16 protein-coding genes are annotated in these 15295 nt (G+C 68.4%); 7 read left to right on the top strand and 9 right to left on the bottom strand.

Annotated features, from left to right (window positions below):
• Window positions 1-20: 20 nt before the first annotated feature.
• On the bottom strand, window positions 21-815 hold the full coding sequence (locus HNQ07_RS07210) for an SDR family NAD(P)-dependent oxidoreductase (protein WP_184110290.1): 795 nt from the start codon (window positions 813-815) through the stop codon (window positions 21-23).
• A gap of 115 nt (window positions 816-930) precedes the next feature.
• Here HNQ07_RS07210 and HNQ07_RS07205 point away from each other — a divergent pair, with 115 nt between their 5' ends.
• Window positions 931-1491 carry a 5-formyltetrahydrofolate cyclo-ligase gene (locus HNQ07_RS07205; protein WP_184110289.1) on the top strand — a complete coding sequence of 187 codons (561 nt, stop codon included), beginning with the start codon at window positions 931-933 and terminating at the stop codon, window positions 1489-1491.
• A 4-nt stretch (window positions 1492-1495) separates the two neighbouring features.
• Here the strand turns inward: HNQ07_RS07205 and HNQ07_RS07200 are convergent, their stop codons facing one another.
• From HNQ07_RS07200 to HNQ07_RS07190, 3 genes are all read right to left on the bottom strand, one after another.
• Window positions 1496-2128: an SDR family NAD(P)-dependent oxidoreductase gene (locus HNQ07_RS07200; RefSeq protein ID WP_184110288.1), complete on the bottom strand. Its 633-nt coding sequence runs from the start codon at window positions 2126-2128 to the stop codon at window positions 1496-1498.
• 390 nt (window positions 2129-2518) lie between these two features.
• Window positions 2519-3142, bottom strand: coding sequence for an NUDIX hydrolase (locus HNQ07_RS07195; RefSeq protein ID WP_184110287.1), 624 nt, complete (start codon window positions 3140-3142; stop codon window positions 2519-2521).
• Between the two features lie 10 nt (window positions 3143-3152).
• Complete coding sequence (locus HNQ07_RS07190; RefSeq protein WP_184110286.1) at window positions 3153-3689, bottom strand: 2'-5' RNA ligase family protein; 537 nt, start codon at window positions 3687-3689, stop codon at window positions 3153-3155.
• A 147-nt stretch (window positions 3690-3836) separates the two neighbouring features.
• On the opposite strand from HNQ07_RS07190, the gene gcvT reads away from it, so the two are divergent.
• The 3 genes from gcvT (at window position 3837) to gcvP (ending at window position 8359) form a co-directional block, all read left to right on the top strand.
• Entirely contained in the window at window positions 3837-4907 is a 1071-nt protein-coding gene (gene gcvT / locus HNQ07_RS07185) for a glycine cleavage system aminomethyltransferase GcvT (RefSeq protein ID WP_444542453.1), read from the top strand.
• A gap of 108 nt (window positions 4908-5015) precedes the next feature.
• Window positions 5016-5375 (top strand): glycine cleavage system protein GcvH, encoded by a 360-nt coding sequence (gcvH, locus tag HNQ07_RS07180; RefSeq protein ID WP_184110285.1) that lies wholly within the window; start codon window positions 5016-5018, stop codon window positions 5373-5375.
• Between the two features lie 104 nt (window positions 5376-5479).
• Window positions 5480-8359 (top strand): aminomethyl-transferring glycine dehydrogenase, encoded by a 2880-nt coding sequence (gene gcvP, locus HNQ07_RS07175; RefSeq protein ID WP_184110284.1) that lies wholly within the window; start codon window positions 5480-5482, stop codon window positions 8357-8359.
• Between the two features lie 436 nt (window positions 8360-8795).
• On the opposite strand, the gene HNQ07_RS07170 is transcribed toward gcvP, so the two are convergent.
• Entirely contained in the window at window positions 8796-9116 is a 321-nt protein-coding gene (locus tag HNQ07_RS07170; protein ID WP_184110283.1) for a hypothetical protein, read from the bottom strand.
• Window positions 9117-9630: 514 nt separating this feature from the next.
• Here HNQ07_RS07170 and HNQ07_RS07165 point away from each other — a divergent pair.
• The gene (locus HNQ07_RS07165; RefSeq protein ID WP_184110282.1) at window positions 9631-10008 is read left to right on the top strand and encodes a nuclear transport factor 2 family protein; all 378 of its coding nucleotides are present in this window, start codon (window positions 9631-9633) and stop codon (window positions 10006-10008) included.
• 58 nt (window positions 10009-10066) lie between these two features.
• Here the strand turns inward: HNQ07_RS07165 and HNQ07_RS07160 are convergent, their stop codons facing one another.
• Together HNQ07_RS07160 and HNQ07_RS07155 are read right to left on the bottom strand one after the other, a co-directional pair.
• A complete protein-coding gene (locus HNQ07_RS07160) occupies window positions 10067-10390 on the bottom strand; it encodes a cupin domain-containing protein (protein WP_184110281.1) in 324 nt (107 codons plus the stop codon).
• A 126-nt stretch (window positions 10391-10516) separates the two neighbouring features.
• A complete protein-coding gene (locus HNQ07_RS07155; protein ID WP_184110280.1) occupies window positions 10517-11080 on the bottom strand; it encodes a type 1 glutamine amidotransferase domain-containing protein in 564 nt (187 codons plus the stop codon).
• 154 nt (window positions 11081-11234) lie between these two features.
• Between HNQ07_RS07155 and HNQ07_RS07150 the strand changes: the two genes are divergently transcribed.
• The gene (locus HNQ07_RS07150) at window positions 11235-11558 is read left to right on the top strand and encodes a hypothetical protein (RefSeq protein WP_184110279.1); all 324 of its coding nucleotides are present in this window, start codon (window positions 11235-11237) and stop codon (window positions 11556-11558) included.
• 31 nt (window positions 11559-11589) lie between these two features.
• On the opposite strand, the gene HNQ07_RS07145 is transcribed toward HNQ07_RS07150, so the two are convergent.
• Window positions 11590-12021, bottom strand: coding sequence for a hypothetical protein (locus tag HNQ07_RS07145; protein ID WP_184110278.1), 432 nt, complete (start codon window positions 12019-12021; stop codon window positions 11590-11592).
• A gap of 254 nt (window positions 12022-12275) precedes the next feature.
• Between HNQ07_RS07145 and dnaG the strand changes: the two genes are divergently transcribed.
• Window positions 12276-13997: a DNA primase gene (gene dnaG / locus HNQ07_RS07140; protein WP_229831911.1), complete on the top strand. Its 1722-nt coding sequence runs from the start codon at window positions 12276-12278 to the stop codon at window positions 13995-13997.
• A 284-nt stretch (window positions 13998-14281) separates the two neighbouring features.
• Here the strand turns inward: dnaG and zapE are convergent, their stop codons facing one another.
• Complete coding sequence (zapE, locus tag HNQ07_RS07135; RefSeq protein ID WP_184110277.1) at window positions 14282-15289, bottom strand: cell division protein ZapE; 1008 nt, start codon at window positions 15287-15289, stop codon at window positions 14282-14284.
• Between the last annotated feature and the right edge of the window lie 6 nt (window positions 15290-15295).

Genomic DNA, 15295 nt, shown 5'->3' with positions numbered 1-15295 from the left:
GGACCTGACTCCGCGCGCCCTCAGGTCGTGACGCGCAGCCAGCCGCCGTCCACGTAGTACGTCGAGCCGACCGCGTAACTCGCGCGGGGCGAGCACAGGAACACCGCGAAGTCCGCGATCTCCTCGGGCGTGGCGAAGCGGCCGATGGGCGCGTTCTCATCCGCGATGGCCTGGAGGTACTCCTCCCACGTCTGGGCCTTGCCCTCGGTGAGGAGGCGGGCCGTCTTCTCCCAGTCGGGGGTGCGCACCAGACCGGGGTTCAGGGTGTTCACTCGGATGCCGTGCGGAATCAGCTCGGTCGCCAGGCACTTGGAGAACATGACCAGCGCGGCCTTGGTGACGTTGTAGATCGGCTCGTAGCCCAGCGGCTGCGTGGCGCAGATGGACGCGTTGTTCAGGATCACGCCCCCGCCGCGCGCCGTCATCAGCGGTGCGAGCGCGCGGGACAGCCGCACGGCGGCCATCACGTGCAGCTCCCAGTAGTGCTGCCACTTCTCGTCCGGGGCGCCCAGGATCGTCTCCTCGCTGCCGGTGCCGGCGTTGTTGAACAGGATGTCCGCGCCGCCGAACTCCGCGCGCACGGCCTCCACCAGCGTGTCGATGTCGCCGGCCACCGCCACGTCCGCCTGGACCGGCAGCACCCGCACGCCGAACTCCTGACGGATGGCGTCGGCCACGCCGGTCAGCCGCGCGTGGTCGCGCGCGCAGATCGCCACGTGCACGCCCTCGGCGGCCAGCCCCCGCGCCACCGCCAAGCCGATGCCCACGCTGCCGCCCGTCACCACCGCCACCTTGCCGCTCAGTCCGAGATCCATGTGCGCTCCTTGGGCCGCAGATCGCCGCCCCACACGGGGCAGTCCGCGGTCGCGGCCGGTTTCGGTGCCCGCATCGTAGCCCGCCTGGGGCGGCGGCCCTGCCACAATGCCGGGGATGCGCCCGCCCCCGCCCACCGCCCCCAAGAGCGAGTGGCGCGCGTGGGCCCGGGCCGCCCGCGCCGCCCTGCCTGACGTCTCGGACGCCGTCACCGCGCACCTGCGCGCGTTCCTGCACGCCCACGGCTTCCAGCGTGTCCTCGCGTACCGCGCGCTGCCCGGCGAGCCCGACGTAGGCGCGCTGGCAGACGACTTCGAGCTGCTCACGACCCGCGCGCGCTTTCGCCCCGAACCGCGCCTGACGCTGCACCCGTGGCACACCGCCACCGAACCCAGCGCCTTCGGCGCGCTGCAACCGCCCCGGGACGCCCCGCAAGTCGCCCTGCACGACGTCCACGCGATCCTGCTGCCGGCGCTGGCCTATGACACGCACGGACGGCGCCTGGGCTACGGGGGCGGGTTCTACGACCGCCTGCTGCCGGCCTACCGGGGCGTAACCGTCGGCGTCGTCCAGCACGCGCTGCTGGTCCCGGACCTGCCCGGCGAGGCGCACGACTGCCCGGTGGCGTGGGTGGCGACGGAAGACGGCCTGCGGCGCGCGGGCGGCGACTCCCCGTAAGGGTTCAGTCGCCCACGCGCACTTCGTTCTGCACCGCTCCAGCCCTGTCCTGCACGATGGCCTGCGCGACCACGTCCGGCGCGAGCGCCCCCCGCGGGACGCGGCCCACCTGCGTCCACAGGGGCGTGTTTACCGCGGGCGGCAGCACCAGCGTGATCCCCGCCCCGCGCGCCTCCAGCCGGGCAATCTCGGCCGCGCGGGCCAGGGCCGCCTTGCTCGCCGCGTACTGTGAAAAGCCCCGCGCGGTCACCAGGTCCGGCCGGGCACCCAGCAGGTACACGCGCCCACCCGCATTCAGCCGCCCCAGGCCGTGCTTGAGCACCCACAGCGCCCCGAAGTAGTTCGCGTTCCACACCGCGCGCACCTTCGCAGGATCGGCGTCGTGCAGCGGTTCCGGCAACGCCACGCCCGCCGCGTACACCACCGTGTCCAGCGCGTCCACGCCCTCCAGCAGCGCCCTGACGTGACTCTCGTAGCCCACGTCCGCCACGCGGGCGGCTGCGCCCAGGTCGGCGGCCAGCGCGCTCAGCTTCTCGCCGTCCCGGCCGGACACCGTCAGCGTGTCGCCCTGCGCCGCGAAGGCCCGCGCCGTCGCCGTGCCAATTCCGCCCGTCGCCCCGATGATCAGCGTGTGCATGGAGTCAGTGAACCGCAGAGGGGAGCCAGGGACGGTAGGCAGGGGTACGGAGAGGCCCGCTCCTGCGCCTTCCCTGCTGCTCTACGAACTCCTGCACGAGACGAGGGTGTTCAAAGTCGAAGCGTCCCATCCGGCCCCTGACCGAACGCCATCGCACATGGCCTTAGCCGCTCGGGGGCGGCGCCTCGCTCCTGTCGCTCAGATGAAGGATGTTCACTCGCTCATGGGCGCGAAGAGCGCAGGCGCTGACAACGTGAACGCACGAGGCAAGGACGCGGCCCCACGCTGACGAAACCCCGTGTCAGGACAGTCCGAATGACGTGGGAACCACCTACCCAGCGCAACGCTCTCCGCCTGCCCATGTGGAGGCCAGGGGTGGGGCAACGCCGCTCAGTCCACATCCACGCCCAACCCCGGATTCCGCGCCAGCTCCACCGCCCGCTGCACCTGTTCCGGCAGGTTCCGCCCCAGGCTCAGCGGCGGCAGGGCGTCCACGAGGAACCACCCGCTGTCGGTGGTCTCGGTGTTCGCCACGTGCCCGCTGCCCTCGCTGCCCACGAGGTCGCAGTGGATGAAGAGCTTGTACACCGCCCACAGGTCGGCCGGATGCGGGTGCTTGCCCTTGTCGAGGACGGCCAGCAGGCGCACGGCGCGCACGGTGCGGCCGGTTTCCTCGCGGACCTCGCGCACGGCGATCTCGCGGGGGCTCTCGCCGGGATCGGCCCAGCCGCCGGGCAGGCTCCAGCGGCCGTCGGCGCGCTCGCGGGTGAGCAGCACCTCGCCGGCCGGGTTCAGCACGATGGCGCGCACGTCCACCTTGGGGGTCAGGTAGCCTTCCTCGATCCGCAACAGGCCGGTGACCTCGGCGGGGGCCTGGCCGGTCTGCTCGGCCAGGAGTTCGGCGGTGAGGTCGCGCAGCCGCACGTAGCGGTCGCGGTCGTAGTCGTCTTTCGTGTACGTCAGACCCGCCTGGGCAATGGACTGGAGTTCCCGGAGCTGCGCGAGGGTGGGCATACCGCCGACTCTACCCGGCGCCCAGCGGCCACGCCTCGACCGCCGCGTAGGCGCCGCCCGGCCCGGGTTTGCGCATCAGCACGACCTCGCGGGCGCTGAAGGGCAGTGGGTCGCGCTCCAGGTCGGCGAAGGTGGCCTGCGCGTCCGCCAGCAGGGTGGGCAGGTCCACGCCCCGCCGCGCGACGGCCACGCTGAGGTGCGGCGTCAGGTGCGGCCCCTCGTATCCGAACCGCGACGCGGGCTGGAGTGCGTCCAGCAGCGCCACGTGCAGGCGCACGGCGTCCGGACTGTGCACCCGCAGGTACAGCGCACTTCCGTTCCCGAACACGCGCGGGCCGCCGATGGTCACGTGGACCGGCGCGAACGCGGCGACGACTCCCCGTGCGGTGGGCACCCACGTCAGGTCGGCGTCCAGGCCGCTGCGGGCCTTCACGGTCACGTGCGGTTCGGCCGCCGCGTCCGTCACGCCATGCGCCGCGCGGAACGCCTGCACCCGTGCGGCCAGCTCAGGGGGTGGCCGCAGGGCCACGAGGAAGGCGGCGGGCATGGAAAGAGTGTAGAGAGCCGAGGACAGAATTGACCGTGTCGGACACTGAATTTCTGCACTGGCCGCCGTGTGGCGAGACCCAGCCGACGGAGCAGTCCGTCCAGCTGGCCTGGACGCCCCCTCCCCCGCTCCGGTACAGTTTCTGGTGTGAACCAGCTCCCCACAGAGCCCCTGAAGCGCACGCCGCTGCACGCCGCACACCTGCGGGCGGGCGCCCGGATGGTGCCCTTCGGCGGGTGGGACATGCCGGTGCAGTACGCGGGCGTGAAGGCCGAGCACGACGCCGTGCGGACCCGTGCGGGCGTGTTCGACGTGTCACACATGGGCGAGTTCCGCGTGACAGGCGTGGACGCCCTGCGCTTCCTGCAACACGTCACCACCAACGACGTGAGCAAGCTGCGGCCCGGCCGCGCGCAGTACAACTGGCTGCCGGGCGTGTCGGGCGGGCTGGTGGACGACATCTACATCTACCAGCACGCGGACGGCGAGTACCTGCTGGTCGTGAATGCCAGCAACACCGCCAAGGACTGGGCGCACCTGCAGGAGCACACTGCCGGCTTCGACGTGTCGCTGGCCGACGAGTCGGAGCGCTGGGCGCTGCTGGCGGTGCAGGGACCGCAGGCCGAGGCGATGCTGCAACCGCACGCGGACACCGACCTGGGCGCGAAGAAGAAGAACGCGTTTTTTGCCGCCACACTCTTCGGTTTCGACGTGTTTCTGGCGCGCACCGGCTACACCGGCGAGGACGGCTTCGAGGTCTTCGTGGACGCCAGCGAGGCCGAGGTGCTGTGGGACAAGCTGCTCGCCGTCGGCATCACGCCTGCCGGGCTGGGGGCGCGCGACACGCTGCGGCTGGAGGCGGGCTTCCCGCTGTATGGCCACGAGTTCTCCGACACCATCCACCCGCTGAGCAGCACCTACACCTGGGTCGTGAAGGACAAGGCGCACGTGGGCCGGGAGCACATCGCCCTGGAGCCCAAGCACCGCCTGATCGGCCTGAAGCTCGACCGGGTGCCGGTGCGCGAGGGCTACCCCGTCAAGCTCGGCGGGCAGGTCGTGGGGCACGTGACCAGTGGCACCAGCAGCCCCACCCTGGGTCATCCCATCGCCATGGCGCTGGTGGACAGCGCCCACGCCGACGCCCCGGCCTTCGAGGTCGAGGTGCGCGGCAAGGACCATCCGGCCACGCGGCTGGACCTGCCGTTCTACAGGCGGTGAGCGCTGGGCTACGGGCTTTGAGCAAAAGATTCAAATGCCCCCGCCCACTCTCCGTATCCTGACCAGAGCTCACGGCCCAGCGCTCAGGGCCCCTCCGAAGGAGATTCCATGAACACCCCCAGCGAACTGAAATACGCCGCCAGCCACGAGTGGCTTTCCCCGGATGGCACCGTCGGCATCAGCGACTTCGCGCAGGATCAGCTCGGCGACGTGGTGTACGTCGAACTGCCCGAGGTGGGCCGGAAGGTCGAGGCCGGCGAGACGGTGGCCGTGGTCGAGAGCGTCAAGACCGCCAGCGACATCTACGCCCCGGCGAGCGGCACCATCACCGCCGTGAACGAGGAACTGAGCGGCAGCCCCGAACTCGTGAACAGCGGCCCCTACGAGGGCGGCTGGCTGTTCAAGATGGACGTGACCGGGGAAGGCGACCTGATGGACGCCGCCGCGTACACCAGCGCGAACAGCTGACGCGCCATGAGGTCTGAGCTGTGGGCGGTGAGCACCGAGCCCGCGGCCGTCATCCGTTCTGTCCACAGCCCATAGCTCAGACCCCACCCCCAGGAGTCCCCACCATGACCCGCACCCCCCTGACCGACCTGCTCCAGACCTCCGACTTCACCGACCGCCACATCGGCCCCACGCCCCAGGAGCAGGCCGCGATGCTTGCCGAGCTGGGCGTGTCCAGCCTGGACGAGCTGAGCGACACCACGCTGCCTGAGAGCATCCGCTTTGACGGCGAGTTGCAGGTCGGCGGCCCGGTCACGGAGGCGCAGGCGCTGGCCGACCTGAAGGCCGTGGCGGCGAAGAACAAGGTGTTCCGCAGCTACATCGGCATGGGATATTCCGGCACGCACACGCCGGGCGTGATCCTGCGGAACATGCTGGAGAACCCCGGGTGGTACACGGCGTACACGCCGTACCAGGCCGAGATCAGTCAGGGGCGGCTGGAGATGCTGCTGAACTTCCAGCAGACGGTGATGGATCTGACGGCCCTGCCGGTGTGCAACGCCTCGCTGCTGGACGAGGCGACCGCCGCCGCCGAGGCGATGACCCTCGCCAAACGCGCCGGCAAGAGCAAGAGCACCACCTTCGTGATCGCGCACGACGTCCACCCGCAGACGAAGGACGTGATCCGCACCCGCGCGGAATACTTCGGCTTCGAGATCGTGGAGATGAAGGCGCAGGACGTGGCCGGCGGGCTGCCCGAGTGCTTCGGCGTGCTGATGCAGACGCCCGGCACGTACGGCGACCTGCACGACCTCTCGCCCGTGGCCGACGCGGTGCACGCGCAGGGCGGCCTGCTGGTCGCGGCGACCGACCTGCTGGCATCTGCGCTGGTGAAGCCCGTGGGCGAGATGGGCACCGACATCGCCATCGGCAGCGCGCAGCGCTTCGGGGTGCCGATGGGCTTCGGCGGGCCGCACGCGGCGTTCCTGGCATGCCAGAAGACCTTTGAGCGTCAGATGCCCGGCCGCGTGATCGGCGTGAGCAAGGACGTGCGCGGCAAGACGGCCCTGCGGATGGCGATGCAGACCCGCGAGCAGCACATCCGCCGCGAGAAGGCCACCAGCAACATCTGCACCGCGCAGGCGCTGCTGGCGAACATGGCCGCCGCGTACGCCGTGTACCACGGGCCCAGGGGCATCCGGACAATCGCCGAGCGCGTGCAGCGCCTCACGGGCGCCCTGGCCGGAGCGCTGGAGCAGGCGGGCGTGCGGCTGGGATCGGACACGTACTTCGACACCCTGACCGTGAAGCCGGACGACGTGGCGGCCGTGCGCGAGCGGGCGCTGGCGCTGGGCATGAACCTGCGCTACGGCACCGGCGGCGTGTGGGTCACGGTCAGCCTGGACGAGACGACCACGCCCGCCGACGTGCTCGACCTGATCCACGCCATCACCGGCACGCGGCCCGCTGACGACCTCGACCTGGACGGCGTTTATGCCGACGGTATCCCCGACGCGCTGAAGCGCACCAGCGAGTACCTGACGCACCCGGTGTTCAACACGCACCACAGCGAGCACGGCATGCTGCGCTACCTGAAGGGGCTGGAGAACAAGGACTACAGCCTGACGCACGGCATGATCCCGCTGGGAAGCTGCACCATGAAGCTGAACGCCACCACCGAGATGATCCCGGTGACGTGGCCCGAGTTCGGGCAGCTCCACCCCTTCGCGCCCGCCGACCAGACGGAAGGCTACGCGGACATGCTGGCGGAACTGGAAGCGTGGCTGGCCGACATCACCGGTTACGACGCCGTGAGTCTCCAGCCGAACAGCGGCGCGCAGGGCGAGTACGCGGGCCTGCTGACCATCCGCAAGTACCACGCGGCGCGCGGCGAGAGCCACCGCACCGTGTGCCTGATCCCCGCCAGCGCGCACGGCACCAACCCCGCCAGCGCCGCCATGATGGGTATGCAGGTCGTGGTCGTGAAGACCGACGCGGACGGGAACATCGACATGGACGACCTGACGGCGCAGGCCGAGAAGTACTCGGACACCCTGGGCGCGCTGATGATCACGTACCCCAGCACCCACGGCGTGTACGAGGAGCGCGTGAAGGACGCCTGCGACGTGATCCACCAGCACGGCGGGCAGGTGTACCTGGACGGCGCGAACATGAACGCCCAGGTCGGCCTGACCAAGCCCGGCCTGATCGGCAGCGACGTCAGCCACCTGAACCTGCACAAGACCTTCGCCATCCCGCACGGCGGCGGTGGCCCCGGCATGGGGCCGATTGGCGTCAAGGCGCACCTCGCGCCGTACCTGCCGAACCACACGGTGCGGCCGACCAGCGATAGCGACACCGGGGCCGTCAGCGCCGCGCCGTATGGCAGCGCCAGCATCCTTCCCATCTCGTACCTGTACATCCGCCTGCTCGGGGCGGCCGGGCTGAAGAAGGCCACGCAGGTCGCGCTGCTGAACGCCAACTACATCGCGCACCACCTGAAGGGCGCGTACCCGGTGCTGTACACCGGCCGCAGTGGCCGCGTGGCGCACGAGTGCATCATCGACCTGCGGCCCCTCAAGGCCGCCACGGGTATCACCGAAGAAGACGTCGCCAAGCGCCTGATGGACTACGGCTTCCACGCCCCCACCATGAGCTTCCCCGTGCCCGGCACACTGATGATCGAGCCCACCGAGAGCGAGCCCAGGGCGGAACTCGACCGCTTCATTGCCGCCATGCTGGGCATTCGCCGCGAGATTCAGGACGTGCAGGACGACCTGATCGCCGCCGCCGACAGCCCGCTGAAGCACGCGCCCCACACCCAGGACGACCTGATGGCCGACGAGTGGACGAGGGTGTACAGCCGGGCCACCGCCGCCTACCCTACGAGCATGCAGAAGCAGTGGAAATACTGGCCCAGCGTGAACCGGGTAGACAACGTGTACGGCGACCGGAATTTCGTTTGTAGCTGCCCGCCTGTGGAGGAGTGGGCGTTAAGCCAATAATAAGCTTGACTAAGAAGTAATTAATTCTTTGATTGGTCTTTTTACGGTCAAGTAGACAGGTAAAAGTAGGGGCAGCAAGAAAATCAACATATAGCCCCCAATACATCCACAGAATATCCTAAATACTATTCCAACAGATATCGCATACAGAACGTTGACACTCATTATACGAATGGCTGCTTTATATGAAGCCGATAATCTATCTTTATCTCGACTTATCGATTTACCGTCCAACAGGTTATGAGTAGATTGTATCAGCCATACAACTAAAAACCCAAGCAACGCCGTAGGGATAATCGTAAAAGTAAAGAATAGACCATAGGCTGCCGATATCGACTTTGTGCCCCCAATTAAGGTTGATATGACAAGAATCACAAACATGAAAACGAAGTATGCAAATGGAAGGTAAAGTAGATTTAGCAAAGCCACACCAAATTTATTTACTTTGGGCGTTTCGGATAGCATCTACAACCTCCCTTCCCCTTGACAACACGACAATCAAGCTGAGCAAAAAATCTTCCAACGCGAACAGGGTGAACCAAATAAGGCTACTCCACGTTGCCAAGAATGACAACCCTTTTTTAAGAACCTCATAGTAATCATCGGGGCCTGGAATTGGAAAAATAGTTTCAATTTTATATGTAACAAATATTAAAAGCCGTGAAAATAGAATCATCAGAAATGCATACCAAGCACCTTTAGCGATACTTCCGGCAGCACCCTTCAGCTCGAATTGGTTAAACTTCCCACCAGCCATCAAAGCTCCTTTTCACTCAGTCATTAGGCCTTCACATGGTTCGTGTCCCTTGACTGATTATTCCAAATTAAATGCCAAAAGCAACCGGATTTGCGAATCTCCTCCTCGGCTCCCGCTTTGGCCTCTAGCTGTTGAACAGGGCGGGGGCTGGCTATGTTCCCTGCCCTCGCCAGGGCTGGAGCGGGCGCAAAGAAACGAAGCGTCCAACCGTGCGACTGACCGAAGGCCATCGTGCGCGGAGCGCGCGGGCGGTAGTGGCGGGAGTGTAGAAGGCAGGGACGCGGCCCCGCGCTGATGAGACTTCGTGTCAGGCCAGTCCGAAAAACGTGGCGACCACATGCCGAGCGCAGCGCTGCTCCCCCTGCCCCTCTGCTCCGCAGCGCTCCGAGTCTGGGGTAGGGGGCTGGGGGGTGGGGACGCCCGTCGCCACCTCCAGCTTCACCCCCACTTCAGCCCTCCCCCATACGGTGCGCGTGCCCACGCTTCGGCGCGCGGCGGCATGGTGCAGTGGGGCATGACCATCACGGACGATTTCATGGCGGCGCTGAACACGGCGGAATCCTCGGGTGATGTGTCGGGCCTGCTGGCCCTGCACGCCGACAACGTGACCCTCCAGAACCTGACGGACAAGGAGTGGTCGGGCACCGACGGCGCCCGCGAGTTCTGGGAGGCCTACCTGGGCAACTTCGAGGACATCCGTTCGGAGTTCACGGAGAGCCACGAGGCGGCCGGCATGGGCGTGATGGAGTGGGTGGGCACCGGGCACCTGAAGGGCGGGCGCGAGATCTCGTACCGCGGCGTGAGCATCATCGAGATCACGGACGGCAAGGTGGTCGCCTTCCGCTCGTACTACGACAGCGCAGCGTTCGTGGGACCGGTCGAGGCCCAGTAACGCGGGAATCAAGAGCGCCCGCCCCGGTGGTTCCGGTGGCGGGCGCTCTCCTGTGGGCCTACTTGCCGGTGGGGGGCGTCGTGACTTCCACGGCGGTCAGGGTCTCCACGATGCGGTAGCTGTGCGGCACGTTCATGGGCACGCAGTACGAGTCGCCGGGTTCCAGCGCCAGCGTCTCGCCGTCCACCGTGAGCACAGCGCGGCCTGCAATGACGTAGCCCAGGGTCTCGTACTCGTTCATGGTCTCGGGCTTGGCGTCCCCGGGTTCCTCGCGGTGCCACAGGCGCATGCTGGCGTGCTCACCGCGCACGAGGTGGTGTTCGCCATCGGGGCCGTGCGTGGTGTCACTCTGGCTGACCTTGTACCGGGAGGTGGATGTCATACGTTCCAGCGTGCGCCGCGCCGGCCGGGCCGGGGTGAGGGGGGCCTTCAGGGCTGTTGAGGTGTGGCGGCCGGGAAACAGCAACGCGCCCCTGGTGGTGTCCGGGGGCGCGTGCGGAGGCGGAGTTCAGCGTTTGCTGCTGTGGTCGCCTTCCGCGAATTCCTCGATCATCTTCGCGTTGAAGGCGGGAATATCGTCCGGGTTGCGGCTGGTGACGATGCCCCGGTCCACCACGACCTCCTGATCGACCCACTGGGCACCGCCCTGCTTCAGTTCGTGTTGCAGGCTGGGCCAGCTCGTCATCTTCAGGCCGTCCACGATGCCGGTCTCCGACAGGCTCCACGGTGCGTGGCAGATCGCGGCGATGGGTTTGCCCGCGTCGTAGAACGCGCGCACCAGGGCCATGGCCTGCTTGTTCATCCGCAGCGTGTCGGGGTTCACGGCGCCGCCGGGGAGCATCAGCGCGTCGTAGTCGCTGGCGCTCACATCGTCCACGGTCCTGTCCACCTTCACCTTGTCGCCCTTGTCGATGTGGTTCAGGCCCTGGATCTCGCCGGGCTTCAGGCTGACGATCTCGGTGGTCGCCCCGGCGTCCTGGAGCGCTCGGCGTGGCTGGTCGAGTTCGACCTGCTCGAAGCCCTCGGCGGCGAGGATGGCGACTTTCTTGCCCTGGAGTTGCTGCTGTGTCATGCCTCCCAGGGTGCGCGGAGCGGCTGAACCGGGCGTGATGCCGCCCTCAAGGGGACGTTGACCTGGACTTGCCGGGCCCTTCATGGGGCGCGGTTGACGCGCGGCTGACGTGCTGCTGAAGTTCTGCTGACGGGCGGGGGGCACCATGGCGGGCATGTCGCCCATGCCCCCCACTCCCTGGCCCGCTCCCGGCGCTCCGCGCGGGCCGCTGCGCCTGGGTCTGGCGATCCAGGCGTTCATGGACGGCGTGTCCACGCCCCGGCGCGGCCGGGTCAAGGTGCTGCTGGACGCCTTCGACACCTTCCTGGGCGGCGTGGCGCCGCTGCTGGCGTACACGCCGCTCACGGGCGAGCAGTGGTGCCGGGGCCTGCCGCCCGCCGTGCAGCCCGAGGCGCGCGAGGTGCTCATGGAGTTCCGCGCCTTCCTGCGCGACCACGGCTGGCTGGACGCCGCGCGCCCCGTGAACCTGTTCGACTGAGCCCCGACTGAAGCTCCGACTGGGACCGGCCCTAACCCACGTCCGGCGACGGTCGGCTGCGCCACGCCAGCACGGCCGCCCACACGTTCACCAGCGCGGCCAGCAGGTGCCACGCGGGCCAGTCGCCGTGCACGGCCCACGCCGCGGCCACCAGCACACCCGCCACGTTCAGGCCCACGCCGACCACGACGGTCAGGGTCTCGTGTGGGGTGGCGTACATGGGCGCGCGGGCGTAGGGGTCGCCCATCGCGTCGCGCGCCTCCGCATAGCGGATCAGGGTCAGGCTGCCGAAGACCAGCAGCAGGCCCGCGAGCAGCATGGTGCCCAGGCCCAGGTAGCGGCTGACCGCGCCGTAGTCCAGCGCGCCCAGCACGAAGTGGGCCAGCGCCGCCAGCAGGCTGACCAGCGCGAGGCCCAGCGTCCGGGGCGTGGAGTAGGTCGGGGGATCACCAAGAGAAGCCATGAAACTCCTCCAGCTTGCACCCGCCAGGGGGGACGAACTGAGTGACAGCCCACCCACTCGGGGCTTCATGAAAAAATGCGTGCCAGACGGTGTTGCGTGGCCCTGGTGTGCGGGGCCGGGGAGGAGTAGACTGGGAGACTACCGGAAGTGTGCCGGGCGCCCCGTCGTGGGGAGCCGGGCCGGCCGGCGGAAGGGAGGTGAGGAAGCACGTGGGTACCAAGGAGGACGTCCGGGCACGGCTGAACATTGCGGACATCGTCGGGGAGCACGTGCGCCTCACCCCCGCCGGGAAGGGTCGTATGAAGGGCCTGTGCCCCTTCCACAACGAGAAGAGCCCCAGCTTCCAGGTGGACACCGAACAGGGCTACTTCTACTGCTTCGGCTGCAAGGCCGGCGGAGACGTGTTCTCGTTCGTGCAGCGCACCGAGAACCTGTCCTTCGGGGACGCGCTGAAAAAACTCGCGGACCGCGCCGGCATCCAGATCGAGGCGAAGTACGGCGAGAAGAGCAGCCGCGACCTGTACGACGTGAACGCCTTCGCGCTGGGCTACTTCCGCGAGCACCTGCCAGGCCCGGCCCTGGACTACCTGCGCCGCCGCGGCCTGAGCGACGAGACCATCGCCGCCTTTGAACTCGGCTACGCGCCGGACGGCTGGGACGGCCTGCTCAAGCACGCCCGCACCAAGGGCGTGACCGAGAAACAGCTGCTGGACGCCGGGCTGCTGACCGAGAACCCCGAGAACGGCCGCATCTACGACCGCTTCCGCGCGCGCGTGATGTTCCCCATCCGCGACCACCTGGGCCGCCTGGTGGGTTTCGGCGGCCGCGTGCTGGACGACAGCAAGCCCAAGTACCTGAACACCCCGGAGACCGAGGCCTTCCGCAAAGGCGAGCTGCTGTACGGCCTGGACAAGGCCCGCGGCACCCTCAAGGACGCCAGCGCCGAACTGGTCGTGGTGGAGGGGTACATGGACGTCATCACCATGCACCAGCACGGCTTCACCGGCGCGGTGGCGTCCCTGGGCACCGCCCTGACCGCCGAGCACGCCCTGCTGCTCGAACGCCTGGGCGCCCGCAACGTCACCCTGCTGTTCGACCAGGACGAGGCCGGCCTGAAAGCCACCCTGTCGGGGCTGGATCAGGTGGTCGGCGCCAAGTTCCGGGTGCGCGCCACCAGCGTCCCCAGCGGCAAGGACCCCGCCGACGCCCTGCTCGCCGGCGACGACGCCGCGCTGCGCGACGCCCTGTCCGGCGGGCTGGACGAGGTGCGCTACCGCGTGCAGGCGGCCATCGAGAAGCACGGCACGGCCACCACCGAGGGCAAACGCCGCATCCTGATGGAACTGCTGCCGCGCATGCAGAACCTCGACCCCCTGGACGAGATCGCCGAGGGCGTGCGCGCCGCCGCGTGCGAGACCCTGGGCATCAAGCCCGAGGCGCTGCTGGAATGGATCGGCTCCAAGGCCAAGCGCCGCCAGCTGACCGACACGCACCTCGCCGGCATGAGCACCGCCCGCAGCGAGGAAGACCGCGAGCTGGCGCTGCTGCGGCAACTGCTGGTCGATCCCACCCTGCACGCCAAGCTCGACGGCACCATGCCGTGGCGCAACGAATCCGTGCGCAAGGTGATGCTCGCCCTCCAAGGCGCCAGCGGCCCCGACGACATTCTGGACGTGTTCCGCGGCCAGCCCGAGGAACAGCTCCTGATCCGCCTGATGTTCGAGGGCCGCGACGCCGGCACCATCTCCCGCCAGGGCACCGAGCAGTTCGACCAGAAACGCGGCGCTTACGCCGCCACCGCCGTGGACGACATCCAGGTCACCATGAGCATCGACTCGATGCGCGCCGAGGTGAACCTCCTCAAGACCCAGCTCGGCAGCGCCGCCCCCGCCGAACAGCTCGGCATGCTCAAACAGATCCAGGAACTCCAGCGCGCCATCGAAGCTGAAAAACGCGGCCGCCGAGGCATCGCGTAGAGGGAACCCCTCACCCCGGCCCTCTCCCCTGGAGAGAGGGAGTCCAAAGCCGAAGCGTCCCACCGTGCGCCTAACCGAAAGCCATCGTGCGCAAAGCGCGCGGGCGGTGACGGCGACAACGCACGAGGCAAGGACGAAGCCCCACGCCAACGAAACCTCGTGTCAGGCCAATCCGAATGAGATGGCGACCACCTGCCTAGCGCAGCGCCGCTCCCCCTGCCCCTCTGCTGCGCAGCTCTCCGAGTCTGGGGTAGGGGGCTGGGGGGTGGGGCCGGCCGCGACGCCTACCCGCCCCCCCGAGCCTCCCACACCATCTCCGACACCCGAGACAGGCACCGGCTGTACTTCTTCGCATACGCCCCATGCCGGTACGTCTCGCTGAACAGCTTCCCCAGCGGCGCCCCGGTGAACGCGGCGGGCAGCCCGAGGTCGTACAGCTTGTCGACGAAGTGCACGAAGCGCAGGGCGACGTTCTGATCGGGCATGGCCCCCAACTCGGTGATGCCGACGGCCCCGACGCCCTCCAGCAGCTGGGAAAAGCGGCTGGGATGCACGGCCAGCAGGTGCCGGTTCAGGTCACGGTGCGGGATGACGGCGAGGGTCCGCTCGTCCTGCCGGGCCTGCCACGCCGCGAATTCGGCGGGGGCCAGGACATCGGCCGGGGCAGTGCCGCGCTGCCGGTAGTCCGGGCCGTCGATGCGGTGGGTGTCGAAACGGTCAGCGATGCCCTGGATCTGCCGCTGGAAGTCGGCGGCATTGAAGCGGCCCTGACCCAGCGCGCCGGGTTCGGTGTTGCTGGTGGCGACCACGCTGGTGCCGGCGGGCATCAACTGGCCCAGGAAGGTGTTCGCCATGTGGGTGTTGCCGGGGTCGTCGAGTTCGAATTCGTCGATCAGCAGCAGGTCGTGGCCCCGGAACGCCTGGACGGCGCCGGTCATACCGAGCGCGCCGATGAGGTACATCAGGTCCTGGAAGCTCATCAGCGCCCGTTCGCCCTCGGCGGCGAAGTACGTGCTGGCGAGCAGGTGGGTCTTGCCGACGCCGAAGCCGCCGTCGAGGTACAGGCCGCGGCCCTCGGGCTTGGCGCGGCGGAACAGCCGGAAGCCGCCGGGGCGCACCTGCGCGCCCTTCAGGAAGGCCTGGAGGCTGGCGCGGGCCTCCTGCTGGCTGGCGTACGACGGGTTGGGCCGGTATGTGTCGAAGCGGACGTTCTGGAAGCGGGCGCTGGGGGTGAGGCCGGCGAGGAGGCCCTGCGGGTCGGGGGGTGGGTGGCGGGCAGTGAGGTCGATCACGGTGCC

The organism is Deinococcus metalli, assembly GCF_014201805.1.
Classification (GTDB): domain Bacteria; phylum Deinococcota; class Deinococci; order Deinococcales; family Deinococcaceae; genus Deinococcus; species Deinococcus metalli.
The sequence above is the reverse complement of the archived record's forward strand: the minus strand, read 5'-3'. Positions and strand labels throughout refer to the sequence as shown.